This is a genomic window from Proteus sp. GOKU, assembly GCF_015475555.1.
Lineage (GTDB): Bacteria > Pseudomonadota > Gammaproteobacteria > Enterobacterales > Enterobacteriaceae > Proteus > Proteus mirabilis_B.
Map to the genome: position 1 here is coordinate 268,634 of NZ_CP034105.1, position 15,993 is coordinate 284,626.

The following is a 15,993-nucleotide window of genomic DNA, read 5'->3' on the forward strand; positions in this document are numbered from 1 at the left end:
TATATGCGAATTATTGTTTATGGTAGTTTACGGCAAAACCAAGGTAACCATCACTGGATGACCTATGCGCAACTTTTAGGTGAGCATAAACTAGTGGGGTATAAACTCTATGATTTAGGGTTTTACCCTGCGGTTATTGAAGGTGAAGGGGAGATAGAGTGCGAAGTCTATCGGATAACGCCTTCTATCTTGACAGAGCTTGATGAATTGAAAAAGAACGATCAGGATTACAAGCGCCAACTGATTTCAACGCCTTATGGCAGTGCTTGGATCTACCTTTATCAAAAGCCTGTTGATGGTTTACGTGAAATAAAATGCGGTGACTGGCTAAAACGTCACGAAGAAGAGTAATCAGTAGCATCCTACTTTTGCTCCATGTTATATAAAAATGGCTCGATAGAAATATTGGGCCGTTTTTATTGCTATTAGAATAACCTTGATAAGTGGCATCTTGCTTGTCATGTGTTTGAGGAGAAGAGCCGTACCATCATAAAAAAAGCCCTTCAATAAAATGAAGAGCTTATTTATCAGTAAATTATTAAATAATAACTTACTTAGCTATTCTGAGAGCGTCAGAATTATTTTTTAGCGCGTTCGAAAGAAGACAGAATTTCAGCTTTAGCTGATTCTACGCCTTCCCAACCGTCAACTTTAACCCATTTGCCAGCTTCTAAATCTTTGTAGTGTTCAAAGAAATGTTTGATCTGTGCTTTTAACAGTTCAGGCAGATCGTTCACATCTTTAATGTGATCGTATTCTTTGCTCAGTTTAGTGTGTGGAACTGCAACCAGTTTCGCATCTTCACCTGATTCGTCAGTCATTTTCAATACGCCAACAGGACGGCAACGAATAACTGAACCTGGTTGTAATGGATATGGAGTTGGAACCAGAACGTCTACTGGGTCACCATCTAAAGATAACGTGTTGTTGATGTAACCGTAGTTGCATGGGTAGAACATTGCTGTTGACATAAAACGGTCAACGAACAGTGCGCCACTTTCTTTATCAACTTCGTATTTGATAGGATCAGCATTTGCTGGGATTTCAATAACAACATAGATATCTTCTGGTAGTTCTTTACCAGCAGGAACATGATTCAGGCTCATAAAAAATTTCCTATAAAAAAATTAATTTTACGTGGCCTGTAGTATAGCGAAAAGTTTTTAACAATACCCGTTTTTTGCCGAACATGTTGCGTTCTGACGTAAAAATAAGCAGCAAATAAAAGAAAGTACTATTTTCAAAGATGAAAAAACCGGACGAATAAGAAGTCCGGTTTATCTATGTTAGTGCTAAACGAATGGATTATTCTTCGTCTGGATATTGCGCCATAAAGCTTTCAGCTTGTTCAACCATCGATTTAGTCCCTACGAAGAAAGGCATACGTTGGTGAAGTTCTTTTGGTTCGATATCGAGAATACGCTCTTTACCGTTACTTGCTTTACCGCCAGCTTGTTCGGCTAAGAACGCCATTGGATTGCATTCATAGAGTAAACGTAATTTACCAGTAGGGTGACTTGCAGTACTTGGATAAATATAAATCCCCCCTTTCAGTAAGTTACGGTGGAAATCAGCAACTAAAGAACCAATATAACGTGTGGTATAAGGGCGATTTGTTGCTGCGTCTTGTTCTTGGCAATACTTAATGTATTTTTTTACACCTAATGGGAATTTGATGTAGTTACCTTCGTTGATTGAGTACATATTTCCTGTTGGTGGGAAATGTACGCTTTCATGAGATAAACAGAATACGCCTAAAGATGGATCGTAAGTAAAGGCATGAACACCACAACCTGTTGTGTAAACTAACATAGTTGATGAACCATAAACGACATAGCCTGCTGCGACTTGACGATGACCCGGTTGTAAGAAGTCATCTAAAGTGACAGATTGACCAATTGGCGTAATACGGTGGTAAATAGAGAAAATTGTTCCGACGGAAACGTTTACATCAATATTCGACGAACCGTCTAAAGGGTCCATTAGTACAACATACTTAGCATTTTCAGCACGATCACCTTCAAAGATAACAATATCATCTTCTTCTTCTGATCCGATACCCGCAACTTCACCACGCGCTTTTAATGCAGCTTTTAGTTTCTCATTCGCGTAAAGATCCAGTTTCATCTGGGCTTCACCTTGAACATTAGAAACACCGTTAGTACCCAGAATATCGACTAACCCTGCTTTATTAATATCACGGTGGATAATTTTAGCCCCAAGCTTAATTGCTGAAAGTAATGCAGTAAGTTCACCAGTTGCATGGGGAAAATCTTGTTGTTTCTCGACGATAAATTCGCCTAATGTTTTCATGACGCAGGTCCTGAATGTGAGTGGGTAAAGTAAAAAAGGAGGAAAATCTCCTTGGTGGTGGCAAGTTTAGCCAAAGAATCGAATGATTCAAAGGTTAATCCGTTCCTTATCTGCTTTTTGATCGTTAGAATAGTGACCAACTTCATGCTATTGGACAGAAATTCATGCACATTCATATTCTTGGTATTTGTGGCACCTTTATGGGAAGTCTTGCCATTCTCGCTAGAGCAAAGGGACATAAAGTCACAGGCTCGGACGCTAATGTCTATCCACCCATGAGTACTTTATTAGAAAATCAGGGAATTGAACTGATTGAGGGATATGACCCAAAACAATTAGAACCTGCCCCTGACATGGTGATTATTGGTAATGCGATGACACGAGGAAATCCTTGTGTTGAAGCAGTACTTGAAAAAGGTTTGCCTTATACCTCAGGCCCTCAGTGGCTACATGATTATATTTTACCTGAACGTTGGGTGTTAGCTGTTGCTGGAACTCATGGTAAAACAACAACAGCGGGTATGCTGGCTTGGGTTTTAGAAGACTGTGGTTATAAACCGGGATTTTTAATTGGCGGTGTACCGGGTAATTTCCAAGTATCCGCACAGTTAGGCGAAAGCCCTTTCTTTGTGATTGAAGCAGATGAATATGACAGTGCTTTCTTTGATAAGCGCTCGAAATTTGTTCATTATTCTCCACGCACATTGATTTTAAATAATCTTGAATTTGATCACGCTGATATTTTTGATGATTTAGCGGCAATTCAAAAACAATTCCATCATTTAGTTCGTATCGTCCCAGGCACCGGAAAAATCATCATGCCTGATAACGATATGAATTTAAAACAGACCATTGGAATGGGATGTTGGAGTGAACAAGAATTCACAGGTGAAACTGGAGATTGGCAAGCCAAAAAACTCAGTAATGACAGTAGCCATTTTGAGGTATTCCACAAAGGTGAGCGAGTCGGAGAGGTGTGTTGGGGACTTTCTGGTGAACACAACATGCAAAATGGCCTAATGGCGATTGTTGCAGCGCACCACGTTGGTGTTTTACCAGCGGATGCTTGTGAAGCATTAGATAAGTTTATTAATGCGCGTCGTCGCTTAGAGTTACGTGGTGAGGTTAATCAAGTCAGTGTTTATGATGACTTTGCACATCATCCCACAGCGATTTTAGCAACGCTTGAAGCGTTACGCAGTAAAGTCGGTGGAACGGCTCGTATTATTGCTGTGCTAGAGCCTCGTTCAAATACCATGAAAATGGGAATTAGTAAGGATGATATCGCGCCTGCATTGGGTCGTGCTGATGAAGTCTTTTTATTCCAGCCACCTAATATTCAATGGTTAGTGAGTGATATTGCAGAGCATTGTGTACAACCTGCTCGTTGGAGTACAGATCTCGATACATTAGTCGATATGATTGCGAAAGAAGCTCAAGCGGGCGATCATATTTTGATTATGAGTAATGGCGGTTTTGGTGGTATTCATGAAAAACTACTCGCAAAATTAGCGCAACCTAAAGATCCTGATAGCCAATATTAAAAATAAATAAGCCACTGAAAACTCAGTGGCTTATTTTTTGAAGCTGTAGAAAGGCTAATTATAATTCTTGATCAAAAAGATTCAGAATAGCGTCTCGTAATTCTTCTGTAGAAAATCCCGGAGCCGGTGTTGAAAAAATAGTGTCATCACCCGCAATACTACCAAGGATACCTTCTGCTTTGCCTAATGAGTCTAATAAACGTGCAATAAGTTGTGCCGCACCCGGACTTGTTCTTATCACCACAACAGAATGGTTATGATCGATATCGAGTACCAGATTTTTTAATGGGCTGCTTGCTGTTGGTACGCCAAGCTCAGTAGGAAGGCAATAGACCATTTCCATTTTGGCGTTACGGGTTCTTACCGCACCAAATTTTGTTAGCATACGAGAGATTTTGGACTGATTAATATTATCAAATCCAGCCTCTTGTAATGCAGTCACAATCTCGCCTTGTGAACTGAATTTTTCTTCTTTCAGCAGGGCTTTAAACGCTTTAACCAAGTCTTCTTGCTTAGAAGGAACGCGCATAGTTCACCTTTAGTGAGTTATCAATAACCCGTGTATTATGCAGAGAAGTGAATTTTTATGCAACATAAGACGAAGAAAGGCGAGTGATAGCCTCCTCAAAATTGTAAAGTAGAATGTACTGCAAAAAAAATTTATTTACAGCGTGCAAATGTGATAATTTAAAGAAAGTAAAATATTTGTTAAATAAATGATAAGCTTAAATGATTATCATAAGGATGATGGTGTACTTAACACTTTGCCATATTTATTGAAATTATTTATCAAAAGGGTGTCCACTATCTCATTAACAGATAAGCAATTTGTTTAGAATAACCAAAGTATTATTTTTCACTGAAAATGCCTTATTATGCAATATTGCTGTTAAATAATTGTTTTTTAAAAGGTGAATTGCGTAATAGTGAGTATCTCGAAGGCGTTCCACTATCTCGTAAACTAAGGAGTATCAGAATGAAAGTAGCAGTTCTCGGTGCAGCAGGTGGTATTGGTCAGGCACTGGCACTTCTTCTTAAAAATCAGCTTCCAGCTGGTAGTGAACTCTCTTTATATGATATCGCTCCCGTCACACCGGGTGTCGCCGCTGACTTAAGCCATATCCCGACTCAAGTTACTGTAAAAGGTTTTGCGGGTGAAGATCCTTCTCCTGCGCTAAAAGGCGCTGATGTTGTTCTGATTTCTGCGGGTGTTGCTCGTAAACCAGGCATGGATCGTTCAGATCTTTTCAATGTTAACGCAGGTATCGTGCGTAACTTAATTGAAAAGGTTGCACAAAATTGCCCGAAAGCACTTATCGGTATCATTACTAACCCAGTGAATACAACTGTTGCTATTGCAGCAGAAGTGCTTAAGAAAGCAGGCGTTTACGATAAAAAACGTCTTTTCGGTATCACCACTCTCGATATTATTCGCGCGAATACCTTTGTTGCAGAACTAAAAGGTAAAGATCCACAAAAAACCAATGTTCCGGTGATTGGTGGACATTCTGGTGTGACTATTCTTCCTCTATTATCTCAAGTTGATGGCGTTTCATTTACTGATGACGAAGTTGCAGCATTGACTAAACGTATTCAAAACGCAGGTACTGAGGTTGTTGAAGCAAAAGCAGGTGGTGGATCAGCGACATTATCTATGGGTCAAGCAGCCGCTCGTTTTGGTCTTTCATTAATTCGCGCTCTAAATGGCGAGAAAAATGTTATTGAATGCACTTATACTGAAGGCGACGGAGAATATGCCCGTTTCTTTGCACAACCTATTCTTTTAGGTAAAAACGGTGTAGAGGAATATTTATCTATCGGTAAATTAAGTGATTTTGAAAAGCAATCTCTTAATGGCATGTTAGATGTATTGAAAAAAGATATAATTCTTGGTGAAGAATTTATTAATAAATAAAGAAATACTTTTTTTGCTATAAAAATAATGCAAATTTAAATAAAAACCGCTGATACTATATCAGCGGTTTTTTTTATTAATTATAATGTCTGTAATTATTAGTTAATTATTAGTTTTGGTACGAATCTTTCGTTCAAGTAATTCTCCTGTTTCAGGATGAAAATAACGGCTAGGCCAAATTTCACTAGGAGCTACACCAAGATAATCAGCAATGATTTTCTCTCCTTTAGGCCAAGGGCGAGACAGCGCATTAGCGAGTGTTGAAGAGCTTAACCCTGCTTGGCGAGAGATGGCAGCAAGTGTTGTTCCTCGTTTTCTAAGTGCGGCAATAATATCGGCAGGATGCCAATCAGATTTCCTTGAAATCATTTTTAATCCTTTTTCTATAAAATTGATTGCTGTGTTAGTGGTATAAATAACAGTTTATTAGAAATGTCCTAAAGCATTTAAACTGATTATTTAGAAAATAAAATAACATTATTTTTCTAAAAAGATTTCTGATTTTTTTCTTAATAATTTCTTTTTTGAAGTTGATAACAATTTTAGAGAAACGTAATGAAAAAAGAGTGGTATACGGCAAAGGAATTGACGGGTATAGGTGGATTACCTAAATCACCACAAGGTGTAAATTCAAAAGCGAGACGCGAGTCTTGGCAAAAACAGAATGTAAAAAATAAGCAAGGTAATGGTGTTGAATATCATTATTCTTGTTTACCAGAAAAAACTTTAATTGCTCTAGAACTTTATGAGCCATTAGCACATTACAAATTAAATAAAAAAGAGGAGCCACTCGTTATCTGGGTGAAAGCATTCCAACAACTAAATGATGGTGAACAAAAAACATTAACAGAGCTGATATTGCGGGATGGTATTAGAAGTTTTTTAGAAAAAATCGTCAATGATTAAGCGATTTTAAAGAATCTATTATTGCGTTATCCGCAACAGATATCTATCTGACTAACCTCTTAGTTGAATGTGAGATGAGATCATGAAAAAAGAATGGTATACAGCGAAAGAATTAGTGGGGCTTGCGGGGTTACCTAACTCACCGCAGGGAGTTAACTTGATGGCGCGTCGTGAAGGATGGGAAAACCGTCGTAAACGTGGCGTGCAGGGAAAAGCTGTCGAGTATTCCATAAAAAGTCTACCTGATGAGGTGATTGGTGTGCTCGCTGCACATGAACCTCCGGCTGAGTATTTATCAAAACGTCAGGATGCCTTTTTAATTTGGGTTGAAGCTTATTATCAACTGACCAAATCAGAACGAGAAAAGATTGTGAAATTCGTGCTTCGCGAAGGGCTGGCAAAGCTCATTAGCTATATTGATGCGGATAATCAAGATGCTATTGAACGAGAAAACGAAGAAGTGCTCAATAAATTAAAAAGCCCACCAGAATCGACGTAGTCGCTCTGGCGGGCTTCTTTACATAACTAAGAGGATTTATACATCAAAGTTATGATTGACGTTGTACAGCGACGTGAGCAAGCCCAATAAGCGCATCTTTATACGGTGAGTCAGGTATAATTGATAAAGCTTCAATCGCTTTGTCTGCTTCTTCTTCTGCTTTTTGGCGGGTATATTCCAAAGAGCCACACTGTTTCATAGTATTTAAAACAGTATCCAATAAATGGCGACCATTACCTTGTTCAATGGCTTGGCGAATTAATTGGGATTCTTCTTCATTGCCATTATGCATAGCATGAAGTAATGGCAACGTTGGTTTACCTTCATCAAGATCATCACCAGTGTTTTTACCCAACTGGTTGTTATCTGCATCATAATCAAGCAAATCGTCAATGAGCTGGAAAGCAGTCCCAAGATAACGACCATAATCTTGGAATGCTTTTTCTTGCTCAGGCGTCGCACCAGAAAGAATGGCTGACGCATGAGAAGCCGCTTCAAACAGACGAGCTGTTTTGCTGTAGATAACTTGCATATAGTCATCTTCAGAAATGTCAGGATCGTTACAATTCATTAATTGTAAAACTTCACCTTCAGCGATCACATTGGTGGCGCTAGACATTAATTTTAATACACGCATCGAATCAAGATCCGTCATCATCTGAAAGGATCGTGTATAAATAAAGTCGCCAACAAGTACACTGGCAGCATTTCCAAAGACAGCATTTGCCGTTTGTTTTCCTCTGCGCATATCAGATTCATCAACAACATCATCATGTAACAACGTTGCAGTATGAATAAATTCGATAAGCGCTGCGACCGAGATATGTTTGTCACCTTGATAGTCCAATGCTCGTCCAGTGAGCACTGCGATCATTGGTCGGATCCTTTTACCACCACCACTAATGATGTAGTAACCAAGTTGGTTTATCAAAGAAACATCTGAATTAAGCTGGTAAAGGATTGCCTCATTTACCGCAGTCATATCAGCGGATGTTAGTTTTATAATAGATTCTAAATTCATGTTTTTTCGACTTTGGCTCGCCAATGAGCGCGTTATTATTAATAAAAAATGATCATGCCATAGATTTTACTCTCTTATAATTTAGATTGTACTTTAAAAATGGCTGAAATAAATATCGTGTAAAAAACTCTTTTTTTTAACGCTAGTTTGCGATCTGTACTTGTCATCGGCACTAAATTTGCGTAGAATTCGCGCCCTATGTGAATATTTTAATTGTGCACTCAAATTATACATATTGGGAGTGTGCGGAAAGCGGAGTTTATATGTACGCGGTTTTCCAAAGTGGTGGTAAACAACACCGAGTCAGCGAAGGTCAAACTATTCGTTTAGAGAAGCTGGAAGTAGCTACTGGCGAAACAATCGAGTTTGATACTGTAATGATGGTCGCTAATGGCGATGACATTCAAATTGGCGCTCCAATCCTTGCGGGCGTTAAAGTTAAAGCGGAAGTGGTTGCTCACGGTCGCGGCGATAAAGTTAAGATTGTTAAGTTCCGTCGTCGTAAACACAGCCGTAAACAACAGGGCCACCGTCAGTGGTTTACTGATGTTAAAATCACTGGTATCGCTTAAGGTTTAGGAGAGTAGTTCAATGGCACATAAAAAGGCTGGCGGCTCGACTCGTAACGGTCGTGATTCCGAAGCAAAACGTCTGGGTGTTAAACGTTTCGGTGGTGAAGCTGTATTAGCAGGTAGCATCATCGTTCGTCAACGTGGTACTAAGTTCCATGCAGGTACTAACGTTGGTTGTGGTCGTGACCACACCCTGTTTGCATTAGCTGACGGAAAAATTAAGTTCGAAGTTAAAGGTCCAAACAACCGTAAATTTATCAGCATCGAAGCTGAATAATTACTGGTCCTTTAAGCACCGAGTCAAAAGCCCTGCAAATATGTTGCGGGGCTTTTTATATTTAAAAAAGGCCATCTCTGGGTAATTTCGGCCATCCAGCACGTTAATGGCTACTATACGGAGTAAAATCATGAAATTTGTTGATGAGGCCAAGATCCTAATCGTCGCGGGCGATGGTGGTAACGGCTGTGTAAGCTTTCGTCGCGAAAAATATATCCCTAACGGGGGACCAGACGGTGGTGATGGTGGTGATGGTGGTGATGTCTACATGATTGCAGACGAAAACCTAAACACCTTAATTGATTACCGTTTTACAAAATCTTATCGCGCAGAACGTGGTGAAAATGGTCACAGCCGTGATTGCACCGGTAAGCGTGGTCAAGATATTACTATCAGTGTTCCTGTCGGGACGCGTGTCCGTGATTTAGCAACAAATGAAGTCATTGCTGACTTAACTGCTCACGGCCAAAAGCAAATGGTTGCTAAAGGCGGCTTCCACGGTTTAGGTAATACTCGCTTTAAATCATCGGTTAACCGTGCTCCACGTCAACGTACAATGGGAACGCCGGGTGAATCTCGCGAAGTCCTATTAGAGCTAATGTTATTAGCTGATGTGGGTATGCTTGGTATGCCAAATGCGGGTAAATCCACATTTATTCGTGCAGTATCAGCAGCAAAACCTAAAGTTGCTGATTATCCATTTACAACGTTAGTACCAAGCTTAGGTGTGGTACGCATGGATAATCACCAAAGCTTTGTGGTTGCAGATATTCCCGGATTAATCGAAGGCGCTGCTGATGGTGCAGGTCTTGGGATCCAATTCTTAAAACACTTAGAACGCTGTCGTGTGTTATTACACTTGATCGATATTGATCCTATTGATGGATCGGATCCTGTGGAAAATGCAAAAATTATTATCTCTGAACTAGAGAAATACAGCGAAAAATTAGCACAAAAACCACGTTGGTTAGTGTTCAATAAAGTTGATCTTCTCGATGCTGAAGAAGCAAAAGAGAAGGCAAAAGCCATTGTTGAAGCGCTGGGTTGGGATGAAAACTATTACATGATAGCGGCCATCAACCAAGAAGGTGTGAAAAAACTTTGCTGGAATATCATGGAATTCCTGAATGTTACTCCGCGTGAGCAAGACATTGTTGCGACAAAAGCAGAGCCAGGAAAAGTTGACTTTATGTGGGATGATTACCACAAAGAACAGCTTGAAAACCCTGATTTCGAAGAAGATGACGACGATGATTGGGATGAAGAAGACGACGAAGGTATTGAGTTTATCTACCAACGTTAATCATCATTCTCTATGATTAAAATAAAAAAACGCCTGATTAATCAGGCGTTTTTCATATCTATTGCTTATATTATTAGGAGTAAATCTAACGGTTGTTGTACATATCTTTATACAGGTTTGTTTCAAAACGCACTAAATAAGCGCGTCCAGCATTACGATTCTGTGTAGGAGGTGAATACGCCGAAACGTATTGTACAAATGCTACTTTTTGTCCATTTGCCGTGGTCATAAAGCCCGCAAGATTGTAAACCCCTTTTAATGAACCCGTTTTAGCAGAAACTTTGCCATCGACACCTGCTTCATGAAAACCACCTCGATACTGCAATGTACCGTCATGTCCTGCAAGGGGAAGCATGGTAATAAAGTTTAATTCACTCTCATGTTGTCCAATGTATTGAAGGACTTGCATCATTGTTGCTGGTGAAATGAGGTTATGGCGAGAAAGGCCTGAGCCATCAACCATAACGGTATTTCCTAAATCAATTCCGGCTTTTTGTTTTAAAATAGCGCGGGTTGCTTCTGCGCCAGAGCGCCAAGTCCCTGCAACGCCATAATACTCACGACCAATGGTTCTAAATACGGTGTCTGCAATCATATTGTCAGACTCTTTTAGCATGGTAGTCAGTAAGTTATGTAATGGTTTTGATTGTGTCTGTGCTAGTACAGTAACCGGCGCTTTTAGTTGAGATCGACGTTTGATATATCCATCAAGTTCAATATTGGCGCGCTGTAACTCTTCTTTTAAAATTGTACCCGCCCAATGAGCACCATCTTGAATAGAAAACATTAAAGGGACTGCATCGTCACGTTTAGGAATACAACCTGTTATTACATAGGTATTTAAGTCACGAACAGTGACATCTAATTCACAAAAACGGGTACGAGTTGATCCTTTCTCATAAGTTTCAACTTCACTTAAAACGGTTACAGGATAGAAAGAAGCTTTACGTATTGTGGCAATATCACCTTCTTTGCTGCCACTTTGCAGTAAAACAGAAAAACAGTTCTTATCAACAATTGCGGCACTAGGAGGGGCGCTAAAGCATTGAGTTAGATCATTCCAAACCCAACCGGGTGCTTTGTCATGGCTTGAAAAAGCAGAAGTATCAATAAGCAAATCGCCGTGCACTTTTGTAACACCTGATTGTTTTAATACGGCAACCATTGCTCTTAATTGTTGGCGGGTTAATGTAGGATCGCCTGTAAAACGAAAGATCAAATCACCCATAAGCTGATTGTCTTTTATCTTACCTTCTGTTTCCATTGTTGTGGTGAATTGATAGTTTCCACCTAATTGAAGTAATGCCGCGAGTGCAGTCACCACTTTTTGAGTACTTGCTGGAAGTGCTAATTGATCGGCATGATAATTAAGATTAGGAGAAGCAGCGCCAACGGGTTGAGTTATTAAACCTACTTGAGTTCCTTCGGGAAGAAGGGATGTGTAGTTTTCAACAGGTATCGCTTGAGTTGAAAAACTGATGATACTTAATGTGTAGAGTATCCGTCGAAATGTTGATAGTAAGCGCATAATTTCTCTATCCGTGACTATAGCGTGTAACGTTACAGTATTGATTGCCAAAGGCTAATACTAAAGGGCAATGAGGGCAAAAGTAAACGGTAACAAGCAGGATTAGCTCATTATCGGAAAAAGTCTGTTTATCTCTTTATAAAGAGAGATAAGGCGTGAAGCAATGCGTCTGTTGTGTTAGATTTAGTTTTAAGTCTGGAAGGGTTAGTTTTCGTCCCAACAGCATGAGTTGGGAATATAATAGTGTCCCCTCATTCACCGAATATCCGTAGAGACAGGCCCAATTTAAGGCTGCCTGTGTCTTTTTTTGTCTTGAGAAGAGTAAATAGATCCTTTTCTCTGTGTTGTTAGTATAAAAAATCAGGATGATACCTATTTTTTATTAGGAATAGTATTGAGGTATTAACACATGAATCAGATCCCTATGACAGTTCTAGGTGCAGAAAAATTACGCGAAGAGCTGGAATATTTAAAAGGTGTTCGTCGTCCCGAGATTATTGCCGCTATCGCTGAAGCTCGTGAACACGGAGACTTAAAAGAAAACGCGGAATATCATGCTGCAAGAGAGCAACAAGGTTTCTGTGAAGGTCGTATACAAGAAATTGAAGCAAAGTTATCAAATGCTCAAGTCATTGATATTACAAAGATGAATAACAATGGCCGTATTATTTTTGGTTCAACAGTGACATTGTTAAATGTTGAAACTGAAGAAGAGCAAACTTACCGTATTGTTGGTGATGATGAAGCGAACATTAAAGAAAACTTAATTTCGGTTAACTCACCGATTGCGCGTGGATTGATTGGTAAAGAGTTAGATGATGTCGTTGTTATCACAACACCGGGCGGACAAGTCGAGTACGAAGTTTTAAACGTAGAATATATTTAATTTATAATTTTACGTTTCTATAGAAAACTAGACTGCTATCCTGTGGTAATATAAAAAAGGCCTTAAAAGGCCTTTTTTGCCATAGAGTTAGTTATGGCATTTTTATATAAAGATACAAGTTTTATTTCGGTAAAATAATCTTACGTGCTTCTGAAGGACGATAAAGAACAAGAATTTTTCCGATAACTTGTACATTCTGTGCACCGCTTTCGCGTACAATCGCTGCCACGATCAAGTTTTTAACATCTCGATCTTCGCCTGCGATTTTGACTTTGATAAGCTCATGGTGCGCCAGAGCGAGTTCAATTTCTGCAAGAACGCCTTCAGTCAACCCGTTGTTACCAATCATAACGACTGGATTCAGGTGATGAGCGAGCCCTTTCAGGTGTTGAATTTGTTTTTTGTTAAGAGTCATCATTAATTTTTGCTTTGTTGGGATTGAAAACGATCTATTCTAACGCCATCTCTCACTTATCACCATAAAATGTCGTTAATACGGGGTTAAATGAGTGAAAGAGTAAAAATTTTGATAGCTAAGTGTATGATAGTTGGAAAACGCAATGGCCAATAAAAAACGTTCGGCAAGCTCTAGCCGCTGGTTACAAGAACATTTTAGTGATAAATATGTTCAGCAAGCACAGAAAAAAGGGTTTCGCTCTCGTGCTTGGTTTAAACTGGAAGAAATTCAGCAAAGTGACAATATCTTTAAACCAGGTATGACCGTTGTCGATTTAGGAGCAGCCCCTGGTGGGTGGTCTCAATACGTTGTACAGCAGTTAGGAAGTAAAGGTCGAATCATCGCATGTGACCTTTTACCTATGGATCCTATAGTCGGAGTCGATTTCCTTCAAGGCGATTTTCGTGATGAACTTGTGTTGAAGGCATTGCTTGATAGAGTAGGTGAAAACAAAGTCCAGGTTGTCATGTCTGACATGGCTCCAAACATGAGCGGTACACCCGCGGTCGATATCCCTCGATCCATGTATTTAGTAGAGTTAGCGCTTGATATGTGTCGTGATGTACTGGCTCCCGGGGGAAGTTTTATTGTCAAAGTGTTTCAGGGAGAAGGCTTTGATGAATACCTGGGGCAAATACGCTCCCTGTTTACGAAAGTGAAAGTTCGTAAACCAGACGCTTCGCGGTCTCGTTCTCGTGAGGTATATATTGTAGCCACAGGGCGTAAACTTTAGTACCCTAAAGCTATTTGTTAACACAGTTGTAATATGAGGTTAATCCCTTGAGTGACATGGCGAAAAACCTGATCCTCTGGCTAGTTATTGCAGTCGTTTTGATGTCATTATTCCAGAGCTTCGGACCCAGCGATTCGAATAGTCGTAAGGTGGATTACTCTACCTTTATCAATGAGTTAACTAATAACCAATTACGCGAGGTCAGCATAAGTGGTTATGATATTAATGTAACTAAAACAGATAACTCAAAGTACAGCACGTATATGCCTATGCGTGATGACAACCTGCTGACCACTTTAATGAACCGTAATGTAAAAGTAACGGGCGAACCACTTGAAGGCCAAAGTCTTCTGACTCAAATTTTTGTGTCTTGGTTCCCAATGCTATTACTGATTGGTCTTTGGATTTTCTTTATGCGCCAAATGCAAGGTGGTGGCGGTAAAGGTGCGATGTCTTTCGGCAAAAGCAAGGCACGCATGTTGACAGAAGACCAAATCAAAACAACCTTCGCTGATGTAGCAGGTTGTGATGAAGCGAAAGAAGAAGTAAGCGAATTAGTTGAGTATTTACGTGATCCGGGCCGTTTCCAGAAATTAGGAGGTAAAATCCCTAAAGGTATTCTGATGGTAGGGCCTCCAGGTACAGGTAAAACATTATTAGCAAAAGCCATCGCGGGTGAAGCTAAGGTCCCATTCTTTACCATTTCAGGTTCTGATTTCGTTGAAATGTTTGTGGGTGTGGGTGCTTCTCGTGTTCGTGATATGTTTGAACAAGCTAAAAAAGCAGCACCTTGTATCATCTTTATCGATGAAATCGATGCGGTCGGTCGTCAACGTGGTGCAGGTTTAGGTGGTGGTCATGATGAACGTGAACAAACACTGAACCAAATGCTAGTTGAGATGGATGGTTTCGAAGGTAATGAAGGTATTATCGTTATCGCGGCGACTAACCGCCCAGACGTATTAGACCCAGCATTACTTCGCCCAGGTCGTTTTGACCGTCAAGTGGTTGTTGGTTTACCTGATGTACGTGGACGTGAGCAAATTCTTAAAGTCCATATGCGTCGTGTACCTTTATCACCAGATGTTGATCCAGCGATTTTAGCGCGTGGTACACCAGGCTTCTCTGGTGCTGACTTAGCTAACTTAGTTAACGAAGCGGCTTTATTTGCTGCACGTGGTAATAAACGTGTTGTCTCAATGGTCGAATTTGAGAAAGCGAAAGATAAGATAATGATGGGTGCAGAGCGCCGTTCAATGGTGATGACTGAAGAACAAAAAGCATCAACCGCTTATCATGAAGCTGGTCACGCAATTATTGGCCGTTTAGTACCAGAACATGATCCTGTGCATAAAGTAACGATTATTCCTCGTGGACGTGCATTAGGTGTGACTTTCTTCTTACCTGAAGGCGACCAAATCAGTGCAAGCCGTCAGAAATTAGAGAGCCAGATTTCAACACTTTACGGTGGTCGTTTAGCTGAAGAAATTATCTATGGTGTAGAGCATGTTTCTACAGGTGCTTCTAATGACATCAAAGTTGCAACTAATATTGCACGTAACATGGTGACACAGTGGGGCTTCTCTGAAAAATTAGGGCCATTACTGTATGCAGAAGAAGAAGGTGAAGTGTTCTTAGGCCGTTCTGTTGCTAAAGCGCAGCATATGTCTGATGAAACAGCTCGTACAATTGACGAAGAAATTAAAGCTATCGTTGATCGTAACTATGTTCGTGCTCGTCAGATCTTAATGGACAACCTTGATATTCTGCACTCAATGAAAGATGCACTGATGACTTATGAAACTATCGATGCGCCTCAAATTGATGATTTAATGAATCGTCGTGATGTTCGTCCACCTGCGGGTTGGGAAGGCAATAATGGCAATAGTGGTACAACGACTACTGCCCAGCCAGCACAAACGCATGTAGCGAGTGAGCCAAAAGATAAGCCTGAGTCAGAAAGTGATACACCTTCTGATAAAAATACTCACTAATCCTTATCGGGTTATGCATATTGAGTAAGCTATAAATATAAACCC

General features: G+C 40.1%; 18 protein-coding genes. 11 read left to right on the forward strand and 7 right to left on the reverse strand.

Features of this window, described 5'->3' with window-relative positions; all coding sequences use genetic code 11:
* The first annotated feature begins 3 nt into the window (after positions 1 to 3).
* Positions 4 to 351, forward strand: a complete 348-nt coding sequence (locus EHE21_RS01350) for a gamma-glutamylcyclotransferase family protein (RefSeq protein WP_023583593.1) — start codon at positions 4 to 6, stop codon at positions 349 to 351.
* Positions 352 to 578: 227 nt separating this feature from the next.
* Here the strand turns inward: EHE21_RS01350 and ppa are convergent, their stop codons facing one another.
* On the reverse strand, positions 579 to 1,106 hold the full coding sequence (gene ppa / locus EHE21_RS01355; RefSeq protein ID WP_088493990.1) for an inorganic diphosphatase: 528 nt from the start codon (positions 1,104 to 1,106) through the stop codon (positions 579 to 581).
* A gap of 199 nt (positions 1,107 to 1,305) precedes the next feature.
* A complete protein-coding gene (gene fbp, locus EHE21_RS01360; protein ID WP_023583589.1) occupies positions 1,306 to 2,313 on the reverse strand; it encodes a class 1 fructose-bisphosphatase in 1,008 nt (335 codons plus the stop codon).
* 164 nt (positions 2,314 to 2,477) lie between these two features.
* On the opposite strand from fbp, the gene mpl reads away from it, so the two are divergent.
* Positions 2,478 to 3,857, forward strand: a complete 1,380-nt coding sequence (gene mpl / locus EHE21_RS01365) for a UDP-N-acetylmuramate:L-alanyl-gamma-D-glutamyl-meso-diaminopimelate ligase (protein WP_088493989.1) — start codon at positions 2,478 to 2,480, stop codon at positions 3,855 to 3,857.
* A gap of 58 nt (positions 3,858 to 3,915) precedes the next feature.
* Here mpl and argR read toward each other — a convergent pair whose 3' ends face one another.
* On the reverse strand, positions 3,916 to 4,386 hold the full coding sequence (argR, locus tag EHE21_RS01370) for a transcriptional regulator ArgR (RefSeq protein WP_006535714.1): 471 nt from the start codon (positions 4,384 to 4,386) through the stop codon (positions 3,916 to 3,918).
* Between the two features lie 447 nt (positions 4,387 to 4,833).
* On the opposite strand from argR, the gene mdh reads away from it, so the two are divergent.
* Positions 4,834 to 5,772, forward strand: a complete 939-nt coding sequence (gene mdh / locus EHE21_RS01375; RefSeq protein ID WP_088493988.1) for a malate dehydrogenase — start codon at positions 4,834 to 4,836, stop codon at positions 5,770 to 5,772.
* Positions 5,773 to 5,874: 102 nt separating this feature from the next.
* On the opposite strand, the gene EHE21_RS01380 is transcribed toward mdh, so the two are convergent.
* Positions 5,875 to 6,141, reverse strand: a complete 267-nt coding sequence (locus EHE21_RS01380) for a helix-turn-helix domain-containing protein (protein WP_075672811.1) — start codon at positions 6,139 to 6,141, stop codon at positions 5,875 to 5,877.
* 186 nt (positions 6,142 to 6,327) lie between these two features.
* Between EHE21_RS01380 and EHE21_RS01385 the strand changes: the two genes are divergently transcribed.
* Entirely contained in the window at positions 6,328 to 6,678 is a 351-nt protein-coding gene (locus EHE21_RS01385) for a DNA-binding protein (protein ID WP_194951654.1), read from the forward strand.
* Between the two features lie 82 nt (positions 6,679 to 6,760).
* Entirely contained in the window at positions 6,761 to 7,177 is a 417-nt protein-coding gene (locus tag EHE21_RS01390) for a DNA-binding protein (RefSeq protein WP_088493987.1), read from the forward strand.
* Positions 7,178 to 7,226: 49 nt separating this feature from the next.
* Here EHE21_RS01390 and ispB read toward each other — a convergent pair whose 3' ends face one another.
* Positions 7,227 to 8,198 carry an octaprenyl diphosphate synthase gene (gene ispB, locus EHE21_RS01395; RefSeq protein ID WP_088493986.1) on the reverse strand — a complete coding sequence of 324 codons (972 nt, stop codon included), beginning with the start codon at positions 8,196 to 8,198 and terminating at the stop codon, positions 7,227 to 7,229.
* A 263-nt stretch (positions 8,199 to 8,461) separates the two neighbouring features.
* Here ispB and rplU point away from each other — a divergent pair, with 263 nt between their 5' ends.
* From rplU to cgtA, 3 genes are all read left to right on the forward strand, one after another.
* Positions 8,462 to 8,770, forward strand: a complete 309-nt coding sequence (gene rplU / locus EHE21_RS01400; protein WP_006535707.1) for a 50S ribosomal protein L21 — start codon at positions 8,462 to 8,464, stop codon at positions 8,768 to 8,770.
* A gap of 19 nt (positions 8,771 to 8,789) precedes the next feature.
* Positions 8,790 to 9,047, forward strand: a complete 258-nt coding sequence (gene rpmA / locus EHE21_RS01405) for a 50S ribosomal protein L27 (RefSeq protein ID WP_006535706.1) — start codon at positions 8,790 to 8,792, stop codon at positions 9,045 to 9,047.
* A gap of 130 nt (positions 9,048 to 9,177) precedes the next feature.
* Positions 9,178 to 10,350, forward strand: coding sequence for an Obg family GTPase CgtA (cgtA, locus tag EHE21_RS01410; protein WP_075672814.1), 1,173 nt, complete (start codon positions 9,178 to 9,180; stop codon positions 10,348 to 10,350).
* An 85-nt stretch (positions 10,351 to 10,435) separates the two neighbouring features.
* On the opposite strand, the gene dacB is transcribed toward cgtA, so the two are convergent.
* Positions 10,436 to 11,878, reverse strand: a complete 1,443-nt coding sequence (gene dacB / locus EHE21_RS01415) for a serine-type D-Ala-D-Ala carboxypeptidase (RefSeq protein WP_194951655.1) — start codon at positions 11,876 to 11,878, stop codon at positions 10,436 to 10,438.
* 409 nt (positions 11,879 to 12,287) lie between these two features.
* Between dacB and greA the strand changes: the two genes are divergently transcribed.
* Complete coding sequence (greA, locus tag EHE21_RS01420; protein ID WP_088493984.1) at positions 12,288 to 12,764, forward strand: transcription elongation factor GreA; 477 nt, start codon at positions 12,288 to 12,290, stop codon at positions 12,762 to 12,764.
* A 121-nt stretch (positions 12,765 to 12,885) separates the two neighbouring features.
* On the opposite strand, the gene yhbY is transcribed toward greA, so the two are convergent.
* Positions 12,886 to 13,179 carry a ribosome assembly RNA-binding protein YhbY gene (yhbY, locus tag EHE21_RS01425; protein ID WP_036914752.1) on the reverse strand — a complete coding sequence of 98 codons (294 nt, stop codon included), beginning with the start codon at positions 13,177 to 13,179 and terminating at the stop codon, positions 12,886 to 12,888.
* Between the two features lie 145 nt (positions 13,180 to 13,324).
* Between yhbY and rlmE the strand changes: the two genes are divergently transcribed.
* Positions 13,325 to 13,954 (forward strand): 23S rRNA (uridine(2552)-2'-O)-methyltransferase RlmE, encoded by a 630-nt coding sequence (gene rlmE, locus EHE21_RS01430; RefSeq protein WP_023583577.1) that lies wholly within the window; start codon positions 13,325 to 13,327, stop codon positions 13,952 to 13,954.
* A gap of 47 nt (positions 13,955 to 14,001) precedes the next feature.
* Positions 14,002 to 15,948 carry an ATP-dependent zinc metalloprotease FtsH gene (gene ftsH / locus EHE21_RS01435; protein ID WP_075673624.1) on the forward strand — a complete coding sequence of 649 codons (1,947 nt, stop codon included), beginning with the start codon at positions 14,002 to 14,004 and terminating at the stop codon, positions 15,946 to 15,948.
* Positions 15,949 to 15,993 lie beyond the last annotated feature (45 nt).

What these genes read in the sequence shown, in the direction of transcription:
- EHE21_RS01350 (WP_023583593.1), top strand. Translation starts at nt 4, where the DNA reads ATGCGAATTATTGTTTATGGTAGTTTACGGCAAAACCAAGGTAACCAT.
- ppa (WP_088493990.1), bottom strand. Translation starts at nt 1,106, where the DNA reads ATGAGCCTGAATCATGTTCCTGCTGGTAAAGAACTACCAGAAGATATC.
- fbp (WP_023583589.1), bottom strand. Translation starts at nt 2,313, where the DNA reads ATGAAAACATTAGGCGAATTTATCGTCGAGAAACAACAAGATTTTCCC.
- mpl (WP_088493989.1), top strand. Translation starts at nt 2,478, where the DNA reads ATGCACATTCATATTCTTGGTATTTGTGGCACCTTTATGGGAAGTCTT.
- argR (WP_006535714.1), bottom strand. Translation starts at nt 4,386, where the DNA reads ATGCGCGTTCCTTCTAAGCAAGAAGACTTGGTTAAAGCGTTTAAAGCC.
- mdh (WP_088493988.1), top strand. Translation starts at nt 4,834, where the DNA reads ATGAAAGTAGCAGTTCTCGGTGCAGCAGGTGGTATTGGTCAGGCACTG.
- EHE21_RS01380 (WP_075672811.1), bottom strand. Translation starts at nt 6,141, where the DNA reads ATGATTTCAAGGAAATCTGATTGGCATCCTGCCGATATTATTGCCGCA.
- EHE21_RS01385 (WP_194951654.1), top strand. Translation starts at nt 6,328, where the DNA reads ATGAAAAAAGAGTGGTATACGGCAAAGGAATTGACGGGTATAGGTGGA.
- EHE21_RS01390 (WP_088493987.1), top strand. Translation starts at nt 6,761, where the DNA reads ATGAAAAAAGAATGGTATACAGCGAAAGAATTAGTGGGGCTTGCGGGG.
- ispB (WP_088493986.1), bottom strand. Translation starts at nt 8,198, where the DNA reads ATGAATTTAGAATCTATTATAAAACTAACATCCGCTGATATGACTGCG.
- rplU (WP_006535707.1), top strand. Translation starts at nt 8,462, where the DNA reads ATGTACGCGGTTTTCCAAAGTGGTGGTAAACAACACCGAGTCAGCGAA.
- rpmA (WP_006535706.1), top strand. Translation starts at nt 8,790, where the DNA reads ATGGCACATAAAAAGGCTGGCGGCTCGACTCGTAACGGTCGTGATTCC.
- cgtA (WP_075672814.1), top strand. Translation starts at nt 9,178, where the DNA reads ATGAAATTTGTTGATGAGGCCAAGATCCTAATCGTCGCGGGCGATGGT.
- dacB (WP_194951655.1), bottom strand. Translation starts at nt 11,878, where the DNA reads ATGCGCTTACTATCAACATTTCGACGGATACTCTACACATTAAGTATC.
- greA (WP_088493984.1), top strand. Translation starts at nt 12,288, where the DNA reads ATGAATCAGATCCCTATGACAGTTCTAGGTGCAGAAAAATTACGCGAA.
- yhbY (WP_036914752.1), bottom strand. Translation starts at nt 13,179, where the DNA reads ATGACTCTTAACAAAAAACAAATTCAACACCTGAAAGGGCTCGCTCAT.
- rlmE (WP_023583577.1), top strand. Translation starts at nt 13,325, where the DNA reads ATGGCCAATAAAAAACGTTCGGCAAGCTCTAGCCGCTGGTTACAAGAA.